This is a genomic window from Amycolatopsis benzoatilytica AK 16/65, from assembly GCF_000383915.1.
GTDB lineage: Bacteria > Actinomycetota > Actinomycetes > Mycobacteriales > Pseudonocardiaceae > Amycolatopsis > Amycolatopsis benzoatilytica.
Genome location: NZ_KB912942.1, coordinates 5,949,478 through 5,970,097, shown reverse-complemented (window position 1 = coordinate 5,970,097; position 20,620 = coordinate 5,949,478). Strand labels below are relative to the sequence as shown.

Genomic DNA, 20,620 nt, shown 5'->3' with positions numbered 1-20,620 from the left:
CCGCGACAGCGCTGTTGATGACGGGATGCGCCGGTGCCGGGGAACTCGGCGCCGGCGGGCGGACCCTGGTCGTCGCGATCGTGTCCAACGCGCAGATGAAGGACGCCATTTCGCTGCAGGGCGAATTCGAAAAGGCCAATCCCGGGATCCGGCTGAAGTTCGTTTCGCTGCCGGAGAACGAGGCCAGGGCCAAGATCACCGCGTCCACCGCCACCCAGGGCGGCGAGTTCGACGTGGTGATGATCAGCAACTACGAGGCGCCGCAGTGGGCGGCGAACGGCTGGCTGGAGAACCTGGAACCGCACATCAAGGCGACGCCGGGGTACGACGAGAACGACTTCATCCCCAGCATCCGGCAGTCGCTGTCGTATGAGAACCAGATGTACGCGGTGCCGTTCTACGGCGAATCATCCTTCGTGGTCTATCGCAAAGACCTCTTCCAGAAGGCCGGGCTGACCATGCCGGCGCATCCGACCTGGCAGCAGATCGCCGATTACGCCGCGAAGCTCGACAACAAGCAGGCCGGGATCACCGGCATCTGCCTGCGCGGCAAGCCGGGCTGGGGCGAGAACCTCGCTCCGTTCACGACGGTGGCGAACACCTTCGGCGCGCAGTGGTTCGACCAGCACTGGAACGCCAAGCTCACCAGCCCGGAGTTCACCCAGGCCGCGAACTTCTACGTGAACCTGCTGCGCGAACACGGCGAGGTCGGTGCTTCGTCAGCCGGGTTCACCGAATGCGGCACGCAGTACGCGCAGGGGAACGCCGCGATGTGGTACGACGCCACGTCGATGACCGGAACCACGGAAGACCCGACGAGCAGTCACGTGGTCGGAAAGAACGGCTACGTCGCGGCGCCGGTGGACAAGACCCAGGCGAGCGGCTGGCTCTACACCTGGGCGCTCGGAATCCCCAAGGTGGGCAAGAACAAGGACGACGCCTGGAAGTTCCTGGCGTGGATGACCGACAAGGCGTACGCGCAGAAGGTCGGCGAAACCTACGGCTGGAACCGGGTTCCGCCCGGCACGCGCAAGTCCACCTACGAAATTCCGCAGTACAAGGAAGCCGCGAAAGCCTACGCACAGCCGACCCTGGACGGCATCGCGGCCGCGAACCAGAAGATGGCGATGGCCCAGCCGGTGCCCTACCCGGGCATCCAGTTCGTCGGGATCCCGGAGTTCCAGGACCTGGGCACCCGGGTGAGTCAGCAGCTGTCCGCCGCGATCGCCGGCCAGACCTCGGTCGCCGACGCGCTAGCGCAATCGCAGAAGTACGCGGAATCCGTCGGCAAGTCCTATCAGGAGGTGCAGCGATGAGCACCCTCTCTGTCCCCGCCGAAGCCGCGCCGGCGACGGTACGCCCAGCCGCGAAGAACAAAGCGAGCGCGGCCGGGAAACGGCGGCTGCCGCTGCTGCCCGCGTTGATCTTCGTGATCGCGGTGACGCAGGTGCCGTTCCTGCTGACCGTGTACTACTCGTTCCAGTCCTGGAACCTGGTGCGCCCGGGTTCACGGCATTTCGTCGGCTTCCGCAACTATGTGGACGTCTTCACCGACACAACGTTCCTCACCGCGCTGGTGAACACGGTAGTGATCACCGTGGTCTGCGTGTTTCTCTCGCTGTTGCTCGGACTCGGCCTGGCCACTCTGCTCGACCGGAAATTTCTCGGCCGCGGTGTGGTTCGGACGCTGCTGATCACACCGTTCCTGATCCTCCCGGCGGCCGGCGCGTTGCTGTGGAAGACCACGATGTTCGACCCGACGTTCGGGCTGCTGCATTTCGTGTTCGGCACCGACACCGACTGGCTGTCCGAATTTCCGCTGGCCGCGGTGATGGCGCAGATCATCTGGCAGTGGACGCCGTTCATGACCCTGCTGATCCTGGCCGGGCTGCAGAGCCAGCCGAAGGACGTGCTGGAGGCCGCGTCGGTGGACGGCGCAGGTCGCTGGCGCACCTTCGTGTCGATCACGCTGCCGCACCTTTCGCGGTTCCTTCAGCTGGCGACGCTGCTCGGCGCGATTTACATCGTGAACAGTTTCGACGCGATTTTCCTGATGACGCAGGGCGGTCCGGGCACGGCTAGCACGAACCTGCCGTTCTACATCTACCAGCGCGCCTTCGAAGGGTTCGACATCGGCCAGTCCTCGGCGATGGGAGTGGTGGTGGTCATCCTGACGATGATCGTCGCGACCTTCGCGCTGCGGCTGATGTTCCGCGCGTTCTCAGTGGACGGAGGAACCAAGTGAGCACCGCAACCGCCGCCTCGCGCCGCCGCCTGGGCGCCGGGACGCTGACCGTCGCGACCTGGGCGATCGCGATCCTGTTCGTCTTCCCGCTGCTGTGGATGATCCTCACCGCGTTCAAGCAGGAAGCCGACGCCTACACCAATCCGCCGAAGCTGTTCTTCTCGCCGACCTTGGACCAGATTTCGAACGTGTTCAGCTCCGGTTTCCTGCCGTACCTGGGAAATTCGGCGTTCGTCACGGTAGTTTCGACGTTGCTCGTGCTGCTGCTCGCGATTCCGGCTGCGTACGCGTTGTCGCTGGCCCCGGTGAAAGGCACGAAGAACGCGCTGGGTTTCTTCCTGTCGACCAAGATGCTGCCGATCGTCGCGGCGATCATCCCGCTGTACGTGATCTCGCAGAACACCAACCTGCTGGACACCGTGTGGGCGCTGATCATCCTGTACACCGCGATGAACCTGCCGCTGGCGATCTGGATGATGCGGTCGTTCTTCCTGGAAGTGCCGGGCGAAATGATCGAGGCGGCGCGGATCGACGGCGCCAACCTGCCGACGTTGCTGCGCAAGATCATCATGCCGGTGGTCGCGCCCGGCGTGGCGGCGACCGCGTTGATCTGCGTGATCTTCTCCTGGACGGAGTTCTTCTACGCGGTCAACCTGACCGCGGCCAGGGCCGGCACGGTGCCGGTGTTCCTGGTCGGGTTCATCACCAGCGAGGGGCTGTACTGGGCGCAGTTGTCCGCCGCGGCCCTGCTGGCTTCGCTGCCGGTGATGATCGTCGGCTGGATCGCGCAAAACCACCTGGTGCGCGGGCTGTCCATGGGCGCGGTGAAGTGATTTGGTTCTCGCGGGGGAGGCACCTCCCCCGCGAGAACGATCCGCGCCGCCGGGGCCTGGACGAACCTTGAGCCATGACGCTCACCGGTTCGCTCCCCGCCGTCCGCTGGCCCGGCCGCCTCGCCGCGGCCTGGGGAATCCTTTTCGCCATCCCGAGCTTCGTCTGGGCGACCGGCACCACGTTCGGCGCGGACTCGACGGTCTCGCCGACGCTGGTCCAGCTCGCCCGCGACGGTGTGCCGTGGTTCATCGCGGTCCTGGTGGTGACCGGTCTTCTGAAGCTCTTCGGCGCGGTGATCGGCCTCGGCCTGCTCAAGCCGCGAAGCCGCTGGGCCGGCCGAACGCTGGTGTTCTGCGGCGGCGGAGCGGCGATCCTGCTCCTGTGGCACGGCGGGCTGTTCGTCGTGCAGGGCGTGGCGGTGCGGGCCGGGCTGCTCACGGTTCCGTCGGAGATGAACCCGCTGGTCGGCTGGTACCTGTACCTCTGGGGCCCGTGGTTCATTCTCGGCGGCCTGGCCTTCGCCGCGACGGTCGCGCTGCACGTCCGGGGCAGTGCCGACCGGCCGCTCCGGCTTTTCGGCCTGGCCGGCGCGCTGGGCGCGCTGGTGCTCTCGGTGGCCGCGACCGCATTCGGGATCGCCTGAGCTGCAATTCGTGAGCGGCCGAGTCGGCTCAGCCGCTCACCAGCACCCCGGACAGCACGGTGGCCACCATTCGCCGGACGGCCTCTTCGGTGGGCGGTTCCCCGGTCCGGTCGGCGAACAACAGGTGTCCCGATCCGACCAGCGTAGGGGCGAGTGCCGGGATGTCCGCTTCCGCGGCGATCCGGCCCAGATTCTGTTCCGCCGCGAGGTAATCCGCGAGCAGCCGCGCGGCGTCGGTCGCCAGCGGGATGCCCGGCCCGGGTCGAGCCGCACGGAGCCGGGCGCGAAGTTCGTCGCGGAAGGTGATCAAGGCGACGATCGACACCGCGACCGACTCGAACACCTCGGTCAGCAGGTCGGCCACGGTGGCGACGATGTCCCCGGTCCCGGCGACGAGGCCCTCCGCGCGGGTTTCGAGCCGCTGGATCCGGTCGAGGACGAGTTCGGCGAGAAACGTGTCGAAATCCGCGAAATGCCGGTGCAGGACACCCTTCGCGCAGTCTGCCTCGGCGGTGACCGCGCGGCTGGTCAGGCCGCCCGGCCCCTCCCGGAGCAGGACGCGTTCGGCGGCGTCGAACAGCTGGGCGCGCACGTCGCGGAGATGGATGCCGGTCGGCACTGGGCACTTCCTCCTGGCCATAGTGGGCACTTGCCCACTATGGTGGGCGCATGCCCACTCTACCTGCCGTGACCCCACATCCCGAGCCGCACCAGCACCGGACGATGGCCGAGTCGTTCGGCGTGGACCCGGCGCGTTACGACCGGGCCCGTCCGCGCTACCCGGAAGAGATGGTGGCCGCGATCGTCGCGGCCAGTCCGGGCAACGCCTTTCTCGACGTCGGCTGCGGAACCGGCATCGAGGGCAGGCAATTCCAGGCAGCCGGCGCAACCGTGCTCGGCGTGGAGCCGGACGCGCGAATGGCGGAGTTCGCCCGCGCCGGGTTCGCGGTCGAGGTCGCGAAATTCGAGGACTGGGACGCCGCCGGCCGGACTTTCGACGCGCTCGTGTCCGGGCAGGCGTGGCACTGGGTCGATCCGGTCGCCGGTGCCGAAAAGGCGGCGCGGGTGCTGCGGCCAGGCGGCCGGTTCGCCGCGTTCTGGCACATCTTCCAGCCGCCGGTCGAAATTTCCCGGGCGCTGTCGGACGCGCTGGGCCGGGCGATGCCGGACTCGCCGTTCAGCGGCGGCTACCTGAAGAACCCCAGCCTGGCCGGCTATCAGCCGCTGCTGGACAAGGCCGCGGACGGCCTGCGCGCGTCCGGTGCGTTCGGCGCGATCGAGCAATGGCGCTACGAATGGGCCCAGCGATACCGCCGCGACGAGTGGCTGGACCTGCTCGCCACCCAGGGCAGCCTCACCCTGGCGAACCCCGGGCAGCGCGACCAGGTACTGGCCGAGGTCGGCGCCGTGATCGACGCGCTCGGCGGCCACCTGACGGCGAATTACTCGACCGCCGCGGTGACCGCCGTGCGCGGATGACGGCTACTCCGACAGCGAAAGCGCCTGGCTCGGGCAGATGTTCACGGCCTCGCGCGCCTTCTCGACCAGCTCGCCGTCCGGCGTGTCGTTGAGGACGATGACCGTGCCGTCGTCCTCGCTCTGGTCGAACAGCGCGGGTTCGGTGAGCACGCACTGCCCGGCGCCGACGCACTTGCCGGTGTCCGCGATGATCTTCATGAATGGCCTCTTCCTTGCTCGTGGTGGGAGCCTGCGTCGATCTTTACCAGGTCACCGGCAACTGGTACAGGCCGAAGATCGTCGCGTCTTCCTTGACCGGAACTTCGGCGACCGGCAGCACGCCGCGCAGTGTCGGGATGCGGCGGAACAGCGTGTCGAACACGATCTGCAGCTCCATCCGGGCCAGGTTCTGGCCGAGGCACTGGTGCGGCCCGAATCCGAACGCGACGTGGTGCCGCGCGCCGCGCTCCAGGTCGAGCTTTTCCGGGCTCTCGAACACTTCCGGGTCCCAGTTCGCGGCGTACCCCAGCACCAGCACGCCTTCGCCGGCGCGGACGGTGACGCCGCCGATCTCCACGTCCTCAGTCGCGACCCGCGCGGTCGCGCCTTCGACAATCGTGAAGTAACGCAACAGTTCTTCGACCGCGGCGAGGGTTTTGCCCGGGTCCGCCTCGATGGTCGCGCGCTGTCCGGGATTCTCCAGCAACGCCATCGTGCCGAGCGAAATCATGTTCGCGGTGGTTTCGTGCCCGGCGACCAGCAGCAGGAACGACAGTCCGATCATCGCGTCGTGGTCGTAGGTGCCTTCGGCGCGCCGCTTCACGATCTGGCGGCCGAGCAGGTCGTCGGCCGGGTCCGCTTCCTTCGCCGCGACCAGGCCGCTCAGGTAGTCGCGGAGCTCTTCCGACGCCTTCTTCCGCTCTTCCAGACCGGTGCTGCGCCGGATCAGCGCCATCGTGCGCTGCTGGAAGTAGTCGTGATCCTCATACGGGACGCCGAGCAGCTCGCAGATCACCAGCGACGGCACCGGCAGCGAGAGTTTCTCCACCAGGTCCGCCGGGTTCGGGCCGGCGAGCAGATCGTCGATCAGCCGGTCGACGATCTCCTGGATCCGCGGCCGCAGCGCCTCGACCCGCTTGACGGTGAACTCGCCGAGGACTTCCCGGCGGGCCGGGCCGTGCTCGGGCGCGTCCATCCCGATCATCGATTTCTGGTTCTTCTTGACGAAAATCGCCGGCCCGCCCTCGACGAGGAACGGGAACCCGGGGTCGAACCGGTCCGAGGAGAACCGGCGGTCGCCGAGGACCTGCCGGGCTTCCTCGTGCCGGGAAACCACCCAGGCGTGCTTGCCGTTGGGGATCCGCACGCGGGTGAGCGCGCTTTCCTCGCGCATCCGGACGTATTGCTCGGGTTGCGCGAACGGGCAGGTCCGGGCGACGGGCATCCGGAGTTCTTCCGCAGTCGTCATCGCTTTCCCTCCTTGCGCCAGCAGTGCTGGGTTCACCAGGTGACGGGCAGGCAGTACAGGCCGAAAACGCCGGAGTCGTGCTTGAACGGCAGCTGCTCGACCGGCGCGGCCAGCTGCAGGGTCGGGACGCGGCGGAACAGCGTGTCGAACACGATCTGCAGCTCCATCCGGGCCAGGTTCTGGCCGAGGCACTGGTGCGCGCCGAAGCCGAACGCGATGTGGTGGCGGTCGCCGCGGGTGATGTCGAAGCGTTCCGGCTCGGCGAACACGTCGGTGTCGAAATTCGCGGCGTAGCTGAGCCCGATCACCCCTTCGCCGGCGCGGACGGTGACGCCGGCGATCTCCACGTCTTCGAGCGCGACACGGCTGGTGGCTGGCTCGGCGATGGTGAAATAGCGGAGCAGTTCCTCGATCGCGTCGAGGGTCTTGCCCGGATCGGCCTTGATCGCGGCCAGCGAATCCGGGTTCTCCAGCAACGCCACCGTGCCGAGCGAAATCATGTTCGCGGTGGTTTCGTGCCCTGCGATCAGGAGCAGGAACGCCAGCGAGACCAGGTCTTCGTGCAGGTAGCTGCCCTCTTCGCGCTTCTTCGCGATCTGGCGGCTGAGCAGGTCGTCGGCCGGCTCGGCCTCCTTCGCGGAAACCAACCGGGACAGGTACTGCTGCATCTCGCCGACCGACTGCTGGCGCTCGTCGGCGGTCGCTTCGCGGTTGAGGATCCGCGAGCTGTGCTTCTGGAAGAAGTCGTGGTCGGAGTACGGCACGCCGAGCAGCTCGCAGATCACCAGCGACGGCACCGGCAGCGACAGCGCGGACACCAGGTCGGCGGGCTTGTCGCCGGCCAGCATCGCGTCGAGCTGCTGGTCCACGATCTCCTGGATGCGGGGCTGCAGCGCCTTCATCCGCTTGACAGTGAACTCGCCGACGACGCTGCGCCGCGCCGGGCCGTGCTCGGGCGCGTCCATCCCGATCAGCGAGGGGCGCAGCGTCGGCTTGCGCTGCCTGCCGTCGCGGAACAGCTGCGGGAAGCCGGGGTTGAACCGGTCGGAACTGAACCGCGGGTCGGTGAGCATCGCGCGGATGTCGTCGTAGCGCGACAGCACCCACACGTGCTGCCCGGTGTGCGCGAGCTCGACGTAGGTGGCGCGGCCTTCGACGTAACGGTCGTACCCCGGCGGCGGCGCGTACGGGCAGGTGCGCTGCATGGGAAACGCCGCCTGCTGCGGCTGGGTGCGGCTGGACTGGGCGAGTTCGGTCATCGGAACCCCCTGGTAGGTGGTGGCGCCCGGTTTCGGTCGTAGTGCCCCGTTACGGAATGAATGTGGAGGATTACATTCCGGTTCATTGCCCACCGTACTCAAGTGGAAGATCTTCGTCCACTAGCATCGGGGTGACAATCACTGTCCGGTCCCGCTCGCTGTCTCGTTTGCGCAGCTGGCCGGGCATGGGACAATCCGCGCCAACTGAGGGTTGGGAGGCCGGACGTGAGTGCAGACCCGGAAGCGCCGCTGCGCGCGGATGCGCAGCGCAACCGCGACCAGATCATCGCCGCGGCCCGGGTGATCTTCGCCAGCCACGGCCCCGAGGTCCCGATGGAGGAGATCTCGCGAGCGGCGGGCGTCGGCGTCGGCACGCTCTACCGGCGGTTCCCGGATCGGGAAGCGCTCATCCGCGCGGTGGCGGTGGACAACTTCGCCAGCGTGCTGACCGAGGCCAAGCGGCTCGCGGTGGAAGCGCCGACCGCGTGGGAAGGCCTGGTCCAGCTGCTCTACCACGGCGCGGAACTGCAGCTTTCGATGCAGCTTTCGATGCTTTCGCAGCGTTCGCACGAAATTCTCAAGGACGACCCCGAGGTGGCCGAATTGCGCGACGCGGTCCTCGTCGAGGTCGAATCGCTGGTGACGAAGGCGCAAGCCGAGGGGGTGCTGCGCCCGGACGTCGGGGCCGGAGATGTCGCGGTGCTGTTCGCCCGCCTCGTGCGGCAATTGCCCGCGCAGCGGCTGAAGATGCCGGAGCTCGCGGTCGAACGCAGCGTCGCGATCATGATCGACGGCTTGCGCGCACGGCCGGGCACTCCGCTGCCGGGGCGGCCGCTGGGCAGGGAAGACCTCATCTGACCCGTTTCCTCAGACGGTCGGGGCCGCGTCAGGTTGCTCCGATGCGGCTGATCCCACATCCGGACATCCCCGCGCCGCCGGGGACGTCTTACCGGATGAGAGCCAACGAGGGTAAAAGATCACCGCTCGGGGCGCTCGCCGGCGGGGGGATCCGTCCGGCAGGTTCGGGACAAGGGGACGACCATGGGTATTCGCAAGACCACGCGGACCATCGCCGCGGCTGTCGCGGTCGCAGGGCTGATGGCCGGCGGTGCGGCGGTTTTCGCCGGCACCGCGAGCGCTTCCTCGGTGTTGCCGTGCACGGCCAGCCAATTCACCACCAAGCTGGTCTACGGCGGGGCGGGTGCGGGCAACCGCGACGCGGCCATCCAGTTCACCGCCAAGCCGGGGGAGCGGTGCTACCTGCCGGGGCAGGCCGCGGTGGATCTCGTCGGGGCGCATAACGTGCTGGTGAACAACGAAGCGCCGGCGAACGCGCCGGGGGTTGCGTTGGTGGACGGGTCTTCGGCTTACGTGCCGCTGCATTGGACGGCGATCGGCGGCGAGGACGAACAGCAGACCCCGAACGGGATCACTTTCACCGCTCCGGCGGATTCCAACCCGCACGGGGACTACATCAATCCGAACGTGACGGTGGATTGGGTTTTCGGTGCGGTTGACGCGAACGAAGGCAGCCACACGATCGATGTCGGGGCGTTGACCCAGGGCGAGGCGCCTGCTGCCTGAGGGCGCGAGCTGGTCTGGCCGTGAGGGGCCCCTTCATGGACATGGATTCCCTCCAGGGGCCCTTCACGGACATGACCAGCGAGCCGCAGGTCAAGCGAGGTCGGAGAGGGTGAGGGCGAGCGCTTCGACCAGCCGGGCGCGGGTGCCGGAGTAGACGTTGATGTGCAGTTCGCCGGCGTCGTCCTGATTGACGAAACTCAGTATCCGGCCGCGGTCGGCGAGGTCGATCGCGGACAGGGCGGTGCTGTGCGTGCGTTCGCCGGCGTGATCGCGGACCGCGACATGCATTTGGTGCACCGCGTCGCGTTCGGCGCGCATCAGGTGTCGCAACTGGTCCGCGCTGGCCGACGACTCGGCGAGCGGGTCGGCCGACGCGCTGTCGTAGTAGTCCTTTGGCACTCGCAGCGGCCGGATCGGCGCCGGCTGGCAGTCGGGAAGGAGCTCGACCAGGCTGGCGCTGATGTCGCGCGGCGAAACCGGTTCGATCTGCACAGACCTGGTGTCGGTGACGAGCCGGACGGCTTCCCGGCCGGCCGCCGCGACCAGCACCGCGCCGTTGTCGCCGCGGCGGTTGCCGAAGTGGCTCCAGGCATAGACCTCGCGCCGGGCACCGGCAAGCAATTCGAGCGTGCCCCGCAGTCGCGGCGACGGGGTTCCGGACGACGCCAGCCCGACCTGGGCCAGCAGCCCGAACGACTGAACTCGCAGCTTTTCCGAGAAATCGTCAGTCATGTACATCGGCGCGTGCTCGACCACGACCGGCGGCTCGCCGAGCTTTTCGTGGCTCCACACGGCGAGGAACGCCAGTCGCGGCATCCGGACCGGTCTTTCGATGATCGACATCGTCGCGCCCTCAGCCGTCGACAGCCGGCGACGGCCCGCCGGGGCCGGGCGTTGGCGGATGCCCGGCAGGCTGGGCGAGCGGTCGTTCGCCCGGACCGGACTTCCGGGCGGGGTCCGGGCCGAGGTTGTCGAGCTCGCCATAGTCGGCTTGCAGTTGCTGGCGGTTGGAACCGGCGTGCTGGACGTAGGCCTGGTAGTGGTCGACGTTCTGCTGGGCCGTCGCGTTGTACTGGGAAATTTCCTGTTCCGTGTCGATGTCCCACGGCGCGGCCTGGTCGCAAAAGGCGAGGTGCGGCGGCTGGTCCGGCAGTTGCTGCAAGGACGCTTTCAGCGCGTCGAAACCGTGTGCGACGTCAGTCAAGTTGTCGCTGTTGGCGGCGTAGACGGCACCGGAGGCCGCGGCGGTCTCCGCCAGTGCCCGGATTCGGGCCTGCGCTGCGTCCGCGCCACTCCCGGTCCAGGCGGATTCGAGTCCGGCGCTCACGCGAAAGATCACGTCGCCGGCGTCGTGGTGGAGATCGGCTAGCGCCTTCGCCGCGTTCGCACTGTCGTGCCAGCTCTGCGAACCGGGACCGGTGCGGACCTTCCGGACGAGGTCGTGCGCGGGAATAGCCTCGTCGGCGGTGGACGGCTGGAACAGCGAGGAGACGCGGTCCGCCTTGCCGGAGAAGCCGGTGACGTCGTCAATACGGCCGCCGACCCAGTGGCCGGCGTCATCGAGATTTTCCAGGAAACTCATGACGAACCCGCGAGTTGACGGAGCGCGGTGCCGGTCAGATCCGTGAGTCCCGAGAAGGCGACGGACCTGCCGCGACAGCGCTCGACACGGCCCGGAAGGACGCGGAGCAGAGCCGGGGAACCGGTGCAGGCTGGCCTGTCCGCGAGGCGTGCGGCGAAGGCCGGAACCGGGCGGCGGGTCATCGGGGACGTCCAGCGGAGCGCCGGCCGGCTGCCTCGATGTCCTTGGCGGCGGCTTCGTCGGTGTTCTGGGTGAGGCCGAGTGCTTTCTCCAGCTTCGCGACAAGCTCGCTGGCGTAGTCGTACATGCGCTGCACGTTCGCCAGACCGCCGCCGAACGCGCCGTTGGTTTGGCCGTCTCCGACCAGATGCGCGGTATAGCTGGTGCTCGCTGGTTCGTCGGCGGGCGACGTGGTCTGGGTGAGCGCGCGGGCGTTGACACGCATCTTGTCGAACTGGTCGCGGGCCTGTTTCGCCAGGTTGAGCATGTTCCGCGCGTCGTCGTGGCTCATTGTGAAGCCCGGGCCGGCGGCACCGTCGTCGTCAGTGATGGTGAAGCCGGGGCCCGGCAGCCACTCCGCAGCTTCGTGGGGCGCAGGCTGATTCATGTCTTCGCCTCCCGTGAGGTAGCTGTCGGTGTGTGCACAAGCCTTTCGGCAGTCCGATAGTGCTGTTCACGGTAGCCGATCATGCACAGTGAGGAACGGCAGCCGAGATTGCTCGGAGCCAGCGTGGAACGCCTGGGGAATTTCGGGAACTTTCTCAGGCGATGCTCGGCGTGCCTGGGCACAGGGCTGGCACCGCTCAGCCGCTCGCCGGAACCGGCCTTCCCGTCCGGGCCAGCTCAACCAATCTGCCGGGGCCGGGGTTCGGTTGACCGCCGGTCTGCCGCTCCGGAGTCGGCCGGAGCGGCAGACCGAAAGGATCAGCTGGCGGTCAGACGCCCAGCGGGTGCCAGACGGTCTTGGCCTCCAGATAACGGCGCAGCCGGGAAAGGTCCGGCTCGGCGGTCCAGTCCGGTTCGGCGTCCGGAACGGACAGGACGCGCTTCACCGTGCCCGCGGCTTCCTGGGCCAACGCGACCCGGTCCGCCGGGGCGGCTCCGGTCGGGTCCAGGGCGTTCACGTCGCCATGCGAAGCCAGCCAAGAGCCCAGTTCGGCGGCGTGTCCGGTCAGGATGTTGGCGGCACCGGCCGGGACGTCCGAGGTCGCGAGCACTTCGGAGAGCGTGATGGCGGGCAACGGGCGTGCGGCGCTGGACACCAGCACCGCTGTCGAGCCGGAGGCCAGCACCGGCGCGAGCACGGTGACCAATCCCAGCAGCGAAGACGACTGGGGCGCCAGCACGCCGACGACGCCGGTGGGTTCCGGTACCGTGAAAGAGAAATACGGACCGGCCACCGGGTTGGCGGCGCCCAGTACCGACGCGATCTTGTCGGTCCAGCCCGCGTACCAGACCCACCGGTCGATCGAGGCGTCCACAATGGACTCGGCCTTCTTCGCGGCGACGCCTTCGCAGGCGGCGACCTCGGCGGCGAACTGGGCGCGGCGGCCCTCCATCACCTCGGCGACGCGGTAGAGCACCTGGCCCCGGTTGTACGCGGTCGCCGACGACCAGGCCGGGAAAGCCTTGCGGGCGGCGGACACCGCGTCGCGCAGGTCCTTGCGGGAGGCGTGCGCGGCGTTGGCCAGGAAGGCTCCGTTGGCATCGGTGACCGGGTAGACCCGGCCGGATTCCGAGCGGGGGAACTTGCCGCCGAGGTACAGCTTGTATGTCTTGGCGACCGAAAGCCTCGAGCGATCGGACTGCGGAGAATTAGACACTGAGGTAAGCCTCCAAGCCGGCGCGTCCGCCTTCGCGGCCGAAGCCGGATTCCTGGTAGCCGCCGAACGGCGCGGCGGGGTCGAAGCGGTTGAACGTGTTGGCCCAGACGACGCCGGCCCGCAGCTGGTTCGCCATCCACAGGATGCGCGAGCCCTTCTCGGACCAGATGCCGGCGGACAGGCCGTACGGCGTGTTGTTCGCCTTCGCCACCGCTTCGTCGGGCGTGCGGAAGGTCAGGACGGACAGCACCGGGCCGAAGATCTCCTCACGGGCGATCCGCATCGACTGGTGCACCTCGGAGAACACCGTGGGGGCGAAGAAGAACCCACGGTCGGGCACCGGGCACGGACTGGTCCAGCGCTGCGCGCCTTCCGCGTCGCCGGATTCGACCAGGCCGCGGATCTTCGCCAGCTGCTCGGCCGAGTTGATCGCACCGAGGTCGGTGTTCTTGTCCAGCGGATCGCCCACCCGCAGCGTCGACACCCGGTACCGGAGTTTCTCCAGCACCTCCTCGGCCACCGATTCCTGCACCAGCAGCCGCGACCCCGCGCAGCAGACATGGCCCTGGTTGAAGAAGATCCCGTTGACGATCCCCTCCACCGCCTGGTCCAGCGGGGCGTCGTCGAACACGATGTTCGCCGCCTTGCCGCCGAGCTCCAGGGTCAGCTTCTTGCGGGTGCCCGCGACCGTGCGCTGGATCAGCTTGCCGACCTCGGTGGACCCGGTGAACGCGATCTTGTCCACGTCCGGGTGCTCCACAATGGACGCTCCGATGTCGCCGGCGCCGGGCAGGATGTTCACCACGCCCGGCGGCAGCTCGGCCTGCTGGCAGATCTCGGCGAACACCAGCGCGCTCAGCGGCGTGGTCTCGGCCGGCTTCAGCACCACGGTGTTGCCGGTGGCGAGCGCGGGCGCGATCTTCCACGCCAGCATCAGCAGCGGGAAGTTCCACGGGATGACCTGGCCGGCGACGCCGAGCGGCTTCGGGTCCGGGCCGTAGCCGGCGTAGCCGAGCTTGTCCGCCCAGCCCGCGTGGTAGAAGAAGTGCGCGGCCGCGGTGGGCACGTCGGAATCGCGCGACTCCTTGATCGGCTTGCCGTTGTCCAGCGTCTCCAGCACCGCGAGCTCGCGCGAGCGTTCCTGGATCAGCCGCGCGATACGGAAGAGGTACTTCGCCCGCTCGGCGCCCGGCATTTTCGACCAGACCGAGGTGTAGGCCGTGCGCGCGGCCTTCACTGCGGTGTCCACATCGGACACCGACGCGGTGCCGACCTCGGCGAGGATCTCCTCGGTGGCCGGGTTGATCGTCTTCAGCGGCTCGCCCGAGCCGTCGACGAATTCGCCGTTGATGAACGGCTTGTAGTGCTCCTTCAGATTGGCGAGCGCGCGCGACTCCGGCGCGGGGGCGTACTCGAAGATGCCCATGTCAGTCCACCGTCACGTAGTCGGGGCCGCTGTAGTGGCCGTCCACTTGGGTGCGCCGCTGCAGCAGCAGGTCGTTGAGCAGGCTCGACGCGCCGAACCGGAACAGGTCCGGGGTGAGCCACTGCTCGCCGGCGACTTCGTGCACAGCGACGAGGTACTTGATCGCGTCCTTCGTGGTCCGGATCCCGCCCGCGGGCTTGACGCCGCGCAGTTCGCCGGTGCGCTCGTGCCAGTCGTGCACGGCCTGCAGCATCACGTGCGTGACCGGCAGCGTCGCGGCCGGCGACACCTTGCCGGTGGACGTCTTGATGAAGTCTCCGCCGGCCAGCAGTGCGAGCCAGGACGCGCGGCGCACGTTGTCGTACGTGGCGAGTTCACCGGTTTCCTGGATCACCTTGAGGTGCGCGGTGCCGCAGGCGGCTTTGATCTCGCGGATCTCGTCGAACACCTGCAGATAGCGGCCTTCCAGGAAGGCGCCGCGGTCGATCACCATGTCGATCTCGTCCGCGCCGGCTTCGACGGCGAGCCGGGTGTCGGCCAGCTTCACCTCGCGGCTCGTGCGGCCGGCCGGGAAGCCGGTGGCGACGCTGGCCACCCGGACCCCGCTGCCCGCGAGCGCTTCGACGGCCGTCTCCACCAAGTCCGGGTACACGCACACGGCCGCGACGCGCGGGCAGTCCTGCCGCTCCGGGTCTGGCCGCATCGCCTTGGCGGCGAGCCCGCGGACCTTGCCACGCGTGTCGGCGCCCTCGAGGGTGGTGAGGTCGACCATCGACACCGCGGTGTCGATCGCCCACCGCTTGGCTTCCTTCTTGATGCTCCGGGTGGCGAGCCCCGCCGCGCGCTGCTCGACGCCGACTTGGTCGACACCGGGCAGCCCGTGCAGGAACCGCCGCAGGCTCGCCTCGTCGCGAGTGACGTCCGCCAGCGGCGACGGGGTGTCCGGCGCAGCTGGTGGGCTGGTGGTAGCTGTCATACCGCTGAGTGTAGGTGTGCCACCGGTGGTGCCGGAGCGATCACCGGAATCTGTGGACAGCTGGTCACGGGCCTGCGGTTGTCCACAGGCGCGGGTGCCGGGCGGCGGATTTCGTCGGTGCGGTGTGCTGTCCGGTCAGGAGTCGATCTGCGGCGCGTTCGGGTCCTTGGCCGGCCTGCGGTACACCACCACGCCGCCCCAGAAGCCGAGGCCGTTGATCTTCACCGTCGGCGCGGTCGCCGGCGCGGGCGGCGCACCGGACTTGTCCTCCAGCTCGAAGGCCCCCATGAAGCCGATGCCGGTGACGTCCACGTTGATGTCGTCCGGGACGGTGATCTCGACGCCGCCCATGATCGCGACCGCGGTGATCGTGCAGGACTTCTCGGCGAACCGGGCGTTGCGCAGATCGATCTCGACACCGCCCCAGAACGCGAAGCTGGTGTGCTGCCGCGGCAGCACCCAGCTGCCCTTGCGCACCGCGCCGGACATCACGCCGATGGACGTGGTCGAGCCCGGATGTCCGCCGAGCCGGTTGTCCGGCATTCCGAGCGCGCGCGGAGCGGCGGACTGGAGCGGAGCGGAACTGGTCGGCGCTATCGCGGTGCCGTTCGGCAGGTCGGCGGTGACCGGTTTCAGGTCGGCGAACGTTTTCGCCGCGTAGACGACGGTGAGCCGCTCCTCGAGTTCGTTGATCGTGATGCGGCCTTCGGACATCGCCTGGTGCAGCACCTGCGCGACCTGTTCCCGGTCCGCGTCCGAGATGCGCATCTGGTCAGGGCCTGGCATGGCTGAGTCTTCGCTCACCCTGCGCAGCCTAGTCCTGTCGGGCTTCGTCTGGGTCCGTCGAACGAACGACAGCGGCATCATGGCGGGATGGCATCGGTACTGAAGGGGACTCTCGTGCTTCCGGACGGGGTGCGGGTGCGGCCGCGCGGGCTGGGCAGGCCGGCGCCGGACGGGCCGGATCCGGAGTTCGGGCTGTATCTGGGATCGCGGCGGATGCGCCGCACCTATGGTCCGGACCTGTGGTGGGAGCAGGAGTGGGTGTGGTGGCCGGACTTTCTGCTGCCGGTCGATCGGCGGGAGGCTCGGCGGCAGATCCTGGGACTGCACGAGCGAGCGGCCGCCGGGGCGGCGGTCGAAGTGGCCTGCTACGGCGGGGTGGGGCGGACGGGGACAGTGCTGGCTTGTTTGGCGACGTTGGGCGGAATGCGGGCGGAGGAGGCGGTCGAGTGGGTTCGGGAGACACATGACCGGCGGGCGGTGGAGACTCCCTGGCAGCGGCGGTGGGTGCGGTGGTTCGCCGGTCAGCCGGGGTGAGCGGCAGTGCCTTGCCGAGCAGTCCGTGAAGGGCCCCTTGAGGGAATCCAAGTCCGGCAAGGGGCCCTTCACGGACTGAAGGCCCGGGGGCGAGCGGGGAATGGCGGCGCCTTCGGGGGCGGCCAGCTAAGTTGTGCGGCATGGATGTGCACGTCGTCGATCACCCGCTGGCCAAGGCCCGTCTGTCGACCATGCGGGACGCTCGGACCGACAGTGCGGCGTTCCGGGCCGCGCTGCACGAGCTGACTGTCATGCTCGTCTACGAAGCCACCCGCGACGTGCCGGTCCGCACCGAGCGCATCCACACCCCGGTGGCGCGCACCGACGCGTACCGGCTGGCCAGTCCTCCGCTGCTGGTTCCGGTACTGCGGGCCGGGCTCGGCATGGCGGACCAGGCGCACAAGCTGATCCCGGACGCGCAGATGGGCTTCGTCGGGCTCGCGCGCGACGAGGAAACGCTCAAACCGACCCCGTACCTCGAATCGCTGCCGGAATCGCTCGCCGACCGCCCGGTGCTGGTGCTCGATCCGATGCTCGCCACCGGCGGGTCGATGGAGTACACGATCCGGCTGCTCACCGACCGCGGGGCGACCGACGTCACGGCTATCTGCGCGCTCGCCGCTCCGGAGGGGATCGCCCACCTGGAGGGGACCGGGCTGCCGGTGCGCGTCGTCACCGCGAGCATCGACGAGCGGCTCAACGACTCCGGCTTCATCGTCCCGGGCCTCGGCGACGCGGGCGACCGGCAGTACGGGGCCCGCTGAGCGGCGCCTCCCCGGGCGTGATCGCCGGCCGGGAAGGAAACCCGCCGGATCAAGCCGGGCGAGCACCGACCTGATCAGCGGCCGGTTTCCGCTCCAGCGAGCCAGCCGGATGCGTTGGCCCGCAGGGCTTTCTCGTAGCCGTCGGCCACGCTGAGTCCGGCAGGCAGCCGTCCGGACAGTTCCAGCGACACCATGCCGTGCACGAATCCCCACAGGCTGACGGTGATCAGTTCGGGGGCGACGTCCTGGAACTGTCCGGAAGACACCGCGTGCCGCACTACCGTGGTCAGCGGCTTGAGCGTCGCCTCGGCGACCTCGCCCGCCTCGGTGTTGGGCTCGAAACCCGGCACCGATCGGCTGAACATGATCGCGTACAGGTGCGGTTCGGCGAGGGCGCTCTCGCGGTACGCGACGCCGAGCCGGATCAGGTCGGTCACCGCGTCGCCGGTCAGCTCGACCGCGTCCAGCCGGGCTCCGAATCGGCGGAAGCCCTCCGCGTACAGCGCGTTCACCAGATCCGGTTTGCTGCCGAACAGCGAGTACACCGCTGTCGTCGAAGTGCCGGAATCCGCGGCGAGTTTCCGCAGGGAGAGCGCCTTCGGGCCGTCCGCCGAGATCAGCTCGCCGGCCCGGTCGAGCAATTTCTCGCGGAGCGCTTCGTCGTGAGTTCGGGGGCGGGGCATCGACAGAGCGTAACGCAACGGCGTTATAAAACGCGACCGCGGCCGCCGCGAATGGATTTGACCTGGAGTGCACTCCAGGTCGTACTGTCGAGCGCATGAGCTACTCGATAGCGGAAGCCGCGCGACGTAGCGGCCTGTCCATCGACACCCTCCGGTACTACGAACGGATCAAGCTCCTGGAGCCGCCGGCTCGCGACGCGGCCGGCCGGCGCGCGTACTCCGACGACGACCTGACCTGGCTTGGCTTCCTCACGAAGTTGCGGTTGACCGGCATGCCGATCAAGAGCATGCGCGAGTACGCCTCGCTGCGCCGCCACGGCGTGGCCAGTGCCGGACGGCGCAAGGCGATCCTCGTGGAGCAGCGCCAATCGGTCGCCGACCGGATCGCCGAACTGCAGGGGTGCCTGCAAATCCTGGACTACAAGATCGACAACTACGAGAAGATCGAGCGCACTGCCTTCGGCGTGACGCCCGAAATGGAGGAGATCTCCGCGTGATCGGTACGAGAAAGCTCGGCGCGCTGGAAGTCGGGGCGCAGGGCCTCGGCTGCATGGGGATGAGCCAGGCCTACGGCGTCCGCGACAACGACGGCGAATCGATCGCCACCGTGCACCGGGCGCTCGAGCTGGGGGTGACCCTGATCGACACGGCCAATGTGTACGGCGCGGGGGAAAACGAAAAGCTCGTCGGCCGCGCCCTCGCCGACCGCCGGGACCAGGCGGTCCTCGCGACGAAATTCGGCATCGTGCACACCGAATCCGGCATGACCGCGCGCGGCGACGCCGCGTACGTCAAGCAGTGCTGCGACGAATCGCTGCAGCGGCTCGGAGTCGACCACATCGACCTCTACTACCAGCACCGCGTCGACCCGAACGTGCCGATCGAGGAGACCTGGGGCGCGCTGGCCGAACTGGCCGAGGCGGGCAAGATCCGCTATGCCGGGATCTCCGAGGCGGGTGCGGAGACGATCCGCCGGGCGCACGCGGTGCACCCGGTCACCGCGCTGCAGAGCGAATGGTCGCTGTGGACGCGCGGAATCGAGGACGAAATTCTCGGCACTTGCCAGGAACTGGGCATCGGAATCGTGCCGTTCTCGCCGCTGGGCCGGGGCTTCCTGACCGGTGCCGTCAAGTCGGCGCAGGACCTGCCGGACGGCGACATGCGCCGGAATCTGCCGCGGTTCGCCGAGGACAACCTCGCCCGCAACCTGGCGATCGTGGACGCGCTCCAGGCGCTCGCCGAGGCGAAGGGCGTCACGGCGGGTCAGCTGGCACTGGCCTGGGTGCAGTCGAAGGGGCCGGACGTGGTGCCGATCCCGGGCACGAAGCGCCGGACGTATCTGGAGGAGAACGTCGCCGCCGCCGGCCTAGCACTGTCCGAAGAGGACATCGCGGCGATCGAGCGGGCCGCGCCGGCGGACGCGGTCGCGGGGGCGCGTTATCCCGAGGCACTGCAGCGCGTCGTCGGGAAGTGAGCTAGCGGGTACCGGCGACCGGAGCGTTCGGAGAGCTTCCGGCCGGCCGTGGCGAGACTGTCGCCGCGGCCGGCCAGCTCGGAGCCGGAGCGGCCTTCATGCCGCGCTTTCCGCGCCAACGTGGTTTCCCGGGCGCGCTGGCTCCCGGGCAGTCGCCGCGCCGCTGTCCTGACGCGACCGCTCAGTCGGTGAGGGTGTCCTGGGGGATCAACTCGTTCAGTCGCCGCGTCATCGCCTCGTACTCGACGTACGCGCGTGAGTTGTCCGGGCCGCCGGCGGCCAGCATCTCGTCGTACGCCAGCGCTTGCTGGGCGAGTACGTAGCCGAGCTGTTCCATATGCCGCATCGCGCGTTCGGTCTTCTCCGCCATGTCGGCCGAGCCGGGCAGGCCGCGTTCGGCGAGGTCCCGGAAGGTCGCCGCGTGCTCACGCTGCTTGTCCGCCATCAACCGGCAGGTCGCGGCTTTCTCGCGCAGCTGGTCGCCGTAGGTCGACACGACGTCGTCCGGCGAGGGGGCTGCTGCGTCTTCGGACTGGCTCACCTTCGCCATGATGCCCGCTCCGGCGGCCGGGCGAGGCGCGAATTTCCGATTCCCGCTTCGGCAGAAGTTCCGTGACACTGTTTTAAAACGCTGTTATGGTTGCCGGGCGAAGGAAGAAGGAGGCCCTCATGCACGGACCGGTCCAGTTGTTCACCGTCATCGCGCTCGTCTCGCTCCCTACCGTCATGTACGGCGGCTACGCGCTCGGCGGAGTCCTGCGCCGCGGAGAACTCACCGCGAAGCAGCGCGGACTCTTCCGCGCCGGCCACGCGCACGCTGGCGTCCTGCTGGTACTGACGCTCGCCGCGTTGCAGCTGGTCGAGCACAGCGGCCTGAGCGACGCCGCGCGCTGGGCGGTCTGCTTCCTGCTGCTTTTCGGCGTGCTCGCGCAGTCCGGCGGGTTCTTCCTCGCGATGCTGCGGACCCGCCTCGGAATGGGCGTCACCACCGGCGGCGCGGTGCTGCTCGGCGGGGCCATGCTGCTCACCGCGTACGGCATCGCGTTCCCCTGACAAATCGGCTGGCGACGGGTCGTTAAGC

The 20,620-nt window shown here is 68.7% G+C and carries 25 protein-coding genes; 12 read left to right on the top strand and 13 right to left on the bottom strand.

Annotation, left to right across the window (positions count from 1 at the left end; all coding sequences use genetic code 11):
• Positions 1-17: 17 nt before the first annotated feature.
• The 4 genes from AMYBE_RS0127545 to AMYBE_RS0127530 all read left to right on the top strand — a co-directional run bounded on the left by AMYBE_RS0127545 (position 18) and on the right by AMYBE_RS0127530 (position 3,722).
• Positions 18-1,316, top strand: a complete 1,299-nt coding sequence (locus AMYBE_RS0127545) for an ABC transporter substrate-binding protein (protein ID WP_051125005.1) — start codon at positions 18-20, stop codon at positions 1,314-1,316.
• Positions 1,313-2,245 (top strand): carbohydrate ABC transporter permease, encoded by a 933-nt coding sequence (locus tag AMYBE_RS0127540; RefSeq protein ID WP_020662628.1) that lies wholly within the window; start codon positions 1,313-1,315, stop codon positions 2,243-2,245. The genes AMYBE_RS0127545 and AMYBE_RS0127540 overlap by 4 nt, the downstream gene beginning before the upstream one ends.
• Positions 2,242-3,078 (top strand): carbohydrate ABC transporter permease, encoded by an 837-nt coding sequence (locus AMYBE_RS0127535; RefSeq protein WP_020662627.1) that lies wholly within the window; start codon positions 2,242-2,244, stop codon positions 3,076-3,078. The genes AMYBE_RS0127540 and AMYBE_RS0127535 overlap by 4 nt, the downstream gene beginning before the upstream one ends.
• A 74-nt stretch (positions 3,079-3,152) precedes the next feature.
• Positions 3,153-3,722, top strand: a complete 570-nt coding sequence (locus tag AMYBE_RS0127530) for a DUF3995 domain-containing protein (protein WP_020662626.1) — start codon at positions 3,153-3,155, stop codon at positions 3,720-3,722.
• A 28-nt stretch (positions 3,723-3,750) separates the two neighbouring features.
• Here AMYBE_RS0127530 and AMYBE_RS0127525 read toward each other — a convergent pair whose 3' ends face one another.
• On the bottom strand, positions 3,751-4,341 hold the full coding sequence (locus AMYBE_RS0127525) for a TetR family transcriptional regulator (protein WP_020662625.1): 591 nt from the start codon (positions 4,339-4,341) through the stop codon (positions 3,751-3,753).
• Positions 4,342-4,445: 104 nt separating this feature from the next.
• Between AMYBE_RS0127525 and AMYBE_RS0127520 the strand changes: the two genes are divergently transcribed.
• Positions 4,446-5,201 carry a class I SAM-dependent methyltransferase gene (locus AMYBE_RS0127520; protein ID WP_020662624.1) on the top strand — a complete coding sequence of 252 codons (756 nt, stop codon included), beginning with the start codon at positions 4,446-4,448 and terminating at the stop codon, positions 5,199-5,201.
• Between the two features lie 3 nt (positions 5,202-5,204).
• Here AMYBE_RS0127520 and AMYBE_RS0127515 read toward each other — a convergent pair whose 3' ends face one another.
• From AMYBE_RS0127515 to AMYBE_RS0127505, 3 genes are read right to left on the bottom strand one after another with little or no spacing between them, the layout of a single operon-like run.
• Entirely contained in the window at positions 5,205-5,399 is a 195-nt protein-coding gene (locus tag AMYBE_RS0127515) for a ferredoxin (protein ID WP_020662623.1), read from the bottom strand.
• 43 nt (positions 5,400-5,442) lie between these two features.
• Positions 5,443-6,648, bottom strand: coding sequence for a cytochrome P450 (locus AMYBE_RS0127510; protein WP_020662622.1), 1,206 nt, complete (start codon positions 6,646-6,648; stop codon positions 5,443-5,445).
• Between the two features lie 32 nt (positions 6,649-6,680).
• The gene (locus AMYBE_RS0127505; RefSeq protein WP_020662621.1) at positions 6,681-7,907 is read right to left on the bottom strand and encodes a cytochrome P450; all 1,227 of its coding nucleotides are present in this window, start codon (positions 7,905-7,907) and stop codon (positions 6,681-6,683) included.
• Between the two features lie 225 nt (positions 7,908-8,132).
• Here AMYBE_RS0127505 and AMYBE_RS0127500 point away from each other — a divergent pair, with 225 nt between their 5' ends.
• Both AMYBE_RS0127500 and AMYBE_RS0127495 read left to right on the top strand, forming a co-directional pair.
• Positions 8,133-8,765, top strand: a complete 633-nt coding sequence (locus AMYBE_RS0127500) for a TetR/AcrR family transcriptional regulator (protein ID WP_020662620.1) — start codon at positions 8,133-8,135, stop codon at positions 8,763-8,765.
• 183 nt (positions 8,766-8,948) lie between these two features.
• Complete coding sequence (locus AMYBE_RS0127495) at positions 8,949-9,491, top strand: DUF4232 domain-containing protein (protein ID WP_020662619.1); 543 nt, start codon at positions 8,949-8,951, stop codon at positions 9,489-9,491.
• A gap of 90 nt (positions 9,492-9,581) precedes the next feature.
• On the opposite strand, the gene AMYBE_RS0127490 is transcribed toward AMYBE_RS0127495, so the two are convergent.
• The 7 genes from AMYBE_RS0127490 to AMYBE_RS0127460 form a co-directional block, all read right to left on the bottom strand.
• Positions 9,582-10,334 (bottom strand): ESX secretion-associated protein EspG, encoded by a 753-nt coding sequence (locus AMYBE_RS0127490; protein WP_020662618.1) that lies wholly within the window; start codon positions 10,332-10,334, stop codon positions 9,582-9,584.
• 10 nt (positions 10,335-10,344) lie between these two features.
• A complete protein-coding gene (locus AMYBE_RS42430) occupies positions 10,345-11,073 on the bottom strand; it encodes a hypothetical protein (protein ID WP_020662617.1) in 729 nt (242 codons plus the stop codon).
• Positions 11,074-11,251: 178 nt separating this feature from the next.
• The gene (locus AMYBE_RS42425; protein ID WP_020662616.1) at positions 11,252-11,680 is read right to left on the bottom strand and encodes a hypothetical protein; all 429 of its coding nucleotides are present in this window, start codon (positions 11,678-11,680) and stop codon (positions 11,252-11,254) included.
• A 328-nt stretch (positions 11,681-12,008) separates the two neighbouring features.
• Complete coding sequence (locus AMYBE_RS0127475) at positions 12,009-12,896, bottom strand: aldehyde dehydrogenase family protein (RefSeq protein ID WP_020662615.1); 888 nt, start codon at positions 12,894-12,896, stop codon at positions 12,009-12,011.
• The gene (locus tag AMYBE_RS0127470; protein ID WP_020662614.1) at positions 12,889-14,322 is read right to left on the bottom strand and encodes an aldehyde dehydrogenase family protein; all 1,434 of its coding nucleotides are present in this window, start codon (positions 14,320-14,322) and stop codon (positions 12,889-12,891) included. Before AMYBE_RS0127470 ends, AMYBE_RS0127475 begins: the two co-directional genes overlap by 8 nt.
• Position 14,323: 1 nt before the next feature.
• A complete protein-coding gene (deoC, locus tag AMYBE_RS0127465; RefSeq protein ID WP_020662613.1) occupies positions 14,324-15,298 on the bottom strand; it encodes a deoxyribose-phosphate aldolase in 975 nt (324 codons plus the stop codon).
• Between the two features lie 135 nt (positions 15,299-15,433).
• On the bottom strand, positions 15,434-16,066 hold the full coding sequence (locus AMYBE_RS0127460) for a DUF1707 SHOCT-like domain-containing protein (protein WP_020662612.1): 633 nt from the start codon (positions 16,064-16,066) through the stop codon (positions 15,434-15,436).
• A gap of 105 nt (positions 16,067-16,171) precedes the next feature.
• Between AMYBE_RS0127460 and AMYBE_RS0127455 the strand changes: the two genes are divergently transcribed.
• Both AMYBE_RS0127455 and upp read left to right on the top strand, forming a co-directional pair.
• Complete coding sequence (locus AMYBE_RS0127455; protein ID WP_020662611.1) at positions 16,172-16,618, top strand: protein-tyrosine phosphatase family protein; 447 nt, start codon at positions 16,172-16,174, stop codon at positions 16,616-16,618.
• A gap of 140 nt (positions 16,619-16,758) precedes the next feature.
• Positions 16,759-17,382 (top strand): uracil phosphoribosyltransferase, encoded by a 624-nt coding sequence (gene upp, locus AMYBE_RS0127450; RefSeq protein ID WP_020662610.1) that lies wholly within the window; start codon positions 16,759-16,761, stop codon positions 17,380-17,382.
• A 74-nt stretch (positions 17,383-17,456) separates the two neighbouring features.
• On the opposite strand, the gene AMYBE_RS0127445 is transcribed toward upp, so the two are convergent.
• Positions 17,457-18,065 (bottom strand): TetR/AcrR family transcriptional regulator, encoded by a 609-nt coding sequence (locus AMYBE_RS0127445; RefSeq protein WP_027928070.1) that lies wholly within the window; start codon positions 18,063-18,065, stop codon positions 17,457-17,459.
• Positions 18,066-18,160: 95 nt separating this feature from the next.
• On the opposite strand from AMYBE_RS0127445, the gene AMYBE_RS0127440 reads away from it, so the two are divergent.
• Positions 18,161-18,562, top strand: coding sequence for a MerR family transcriptional regulator (locus tag AMYBE_RS0127440; RefSeq protein ID WP_020662608.1), 402 nt, complete (start codon positions 18,161-18,163; stop codon positions 18,560-18,562).
• On the top strand, positions 18,559-19,539 hold the full coding sequence (locus tag AMYBE_RS0127435; RefSeq protein WP_020662607.1) for an aldo/keto reductase: 981 nt from the start codon (positions 18,559-18,561) through the stop codon (positions 19,537-19,539). The genes AMYBE_RS0127440 and AMYBE_RS0127435 overlap by 4 nt, the downstream gene beginning before the upstream one ends.
• A gap of 181 nt (positions 19,540-19,720) precedes the next feature.
• Here AMYBE_RS0127435 and AMYBE_RS0127430 read toward each other — a convergent pair whose 3' ends face one another.
• On the bottom strand, positions 19,721-20,089 hold the full coding sequence (locus AMYBE_RS0127430; protein WP_020662606.1) for a hypothetical protein: 369 nt from the start codon (positions 20,087-20,089) through the stop codon (positions 19,721-19,723).
• A 119-nt stretch (positions 20,090-20,208) separates the two neighbouring features.
• Here AMYBE_RS0127430 and AMYBE_RS0127425 point away from each other — a divergent pair, with 119 nt between their 5' ends.
• Positions 20,209-20,592, top strand: coding sequence for a hypothetical protein (locus AMYBE_RS0127425; RefSeq protein ID WP_020662605.1), 384 nt, complete (start codon positions 20,209-20,211; stop codon positions 20,590-20,592).
• Positions 20,593-20,620: the final 28 nt, after the last annotated feature.

Excerpts from the sequence above, each read along its gene's own strand:
- AMYBE_RS0127510 (WP_020662622.1), bottom strand. The coding sequence starts at position 6,648 with ATGACGACTGCGGAAGAACTCCGGATGCCCGTCGCCCGGACCTGCCCG.
- AMYBE_RS0127425 (WP_020662605.1), top strand. The coding sequence starts at position 20,209 with ATGCACGGACCGGTCCAGTTGTTCACCGTCATCGCGCTCGTCTCGCTC.
- AMYBE_RS0127530 (WP_020662626.1), top strand. The coding sequence starts at position 3,153 with ATGACGCTCACCGGTTCGCTCCCCGCCGTCCGCTGGCCCGGCCGCCTC.
- AMYBE_RS0127455 (WP_020662611.1), top strand. The coding sequence starts at position 16,172 with ATGGCATCGGTACTGAAGGGGACTCTCGTGCTTCCGGACGGGGTGCGG.
- AMYBE_RS0127495 (WP_020662619.1), top strand. The coding sequence starts at position 8,949 with ATGGGTATTCGCAAGACCACGCGGACCATCGCCGCGGCTGTCGCGGTC.
- deoC (WP_020662613.1), bottom strand. The coding sequence starts at position 15,298 with ATGACAGCTACCACCAGCCCACCAGCTGCGCCGGACACCCCGTCGCCG.
- AMYBE_RS0127490 (WP_020662618.1), bottom strand. The coding sequence starts at position 10,334 with ATGTCGATCATCGAAAGACCGGTCCGGATGCCGCGACTGGCGTTCCTC.
- AMYBE_RS0127440 (WP_020662608.1), top strand. The coding sequence starts at position 18,161 with ATGAGCTACTCGATAGCGGAAGCCGCGCGACGTAGCGGCCTGTCCATC.
- AMYBE_RS0127520 (WP_020662624.1), top strand. The coding sequence starts at position 4,446 with ATGGCCGAGTCGTTCGGCGTGGACCCGGCGCGTTACGACCGGGCCCGT.
- AMYBE_RS42425 (WP_020662616.1), bottom strand. The coding sequence starts at position 11,680 with ATGAATCAGCCTGCGCCCCACGAAGCTGCGGAGTGGCTGCCGGGCCCC.
- AMYBE_RS0127545 (WP_051125005.1), top strand. The coding sequence starts at position 18 with ATGACGGGATGCGCCGGTGCCGGGGAACTCGGCGCCGGCGGGCGGACC.
- AMYBE_RS0127515 (WP_020662623.1), bottom strand. The coding sequence starts at position 5,399 with ATGAAGATCATCGCGGACACCGGCAAGTGCGTCGGCGCCGGGCAGTGC.
- AMYBE_RS0127540 (WP_020662628.1), top strand. The coding sequence starts at position 1,313 with ATGAGCACCCTCTCTGTCCCCGCCGAAGCCGCGCCGGCGACGGTACGC.
- AMYBE_RS0127445 (WP_027928070.1), bottom strand. The coding sequence starts at position 18,065 with ATGCCCCGCCCCCGAACTCACGACGAAGCGCTCCGCGAGAAATTGCTC.
- AMYBE_RS0127505 (WP_020662621.1), bottom strand. The coding sequence starts at position 7,907 with ATGACCGAACTCGCCCAGTCCAGCCGCACCCAGCCGCAGCAGGCGGCG.
- AMYBE_RS42430 (WP_020662617.1), bottom strand. The coding sequence starts at position 11,073 with ATGAGTTTCCTGGAAAATCTCGATGACGCCGGCCACTGGGTCGGCGGC.
- AMYBE_RS0127470 (WP_020662614.1), bottom strand. The coding sequence starts at position 14,322 with ATGGGCATCTTCGAGTACGCCCCCGCGCCGGAGTCGCGCGCGCTCGCC.
- AMYBE_RS0127430 (WP_020662606.1), bottom strand. The coding sequence starts at position 20,089 with ATGGCGAAGGTGAGCCAGTCCGAAGACGCAGCAGCCCCCTCGCCGGAC.
- upp (WP_020662610.1), top strand. The coding sequence starts at position 16,759 with ATGGATGTGCACGTCGTCGATCACCCGCTGGCCAAGGCCCGTCTGTCG.
- AMYBE_RS0127460 (WP_020662612.1), bottom strand. The coding sequence starts at position 16,066 with ATGCGCATCTCGGACGCGGACCGGGAACAGGTCGCGCAGGTGCTGCAC.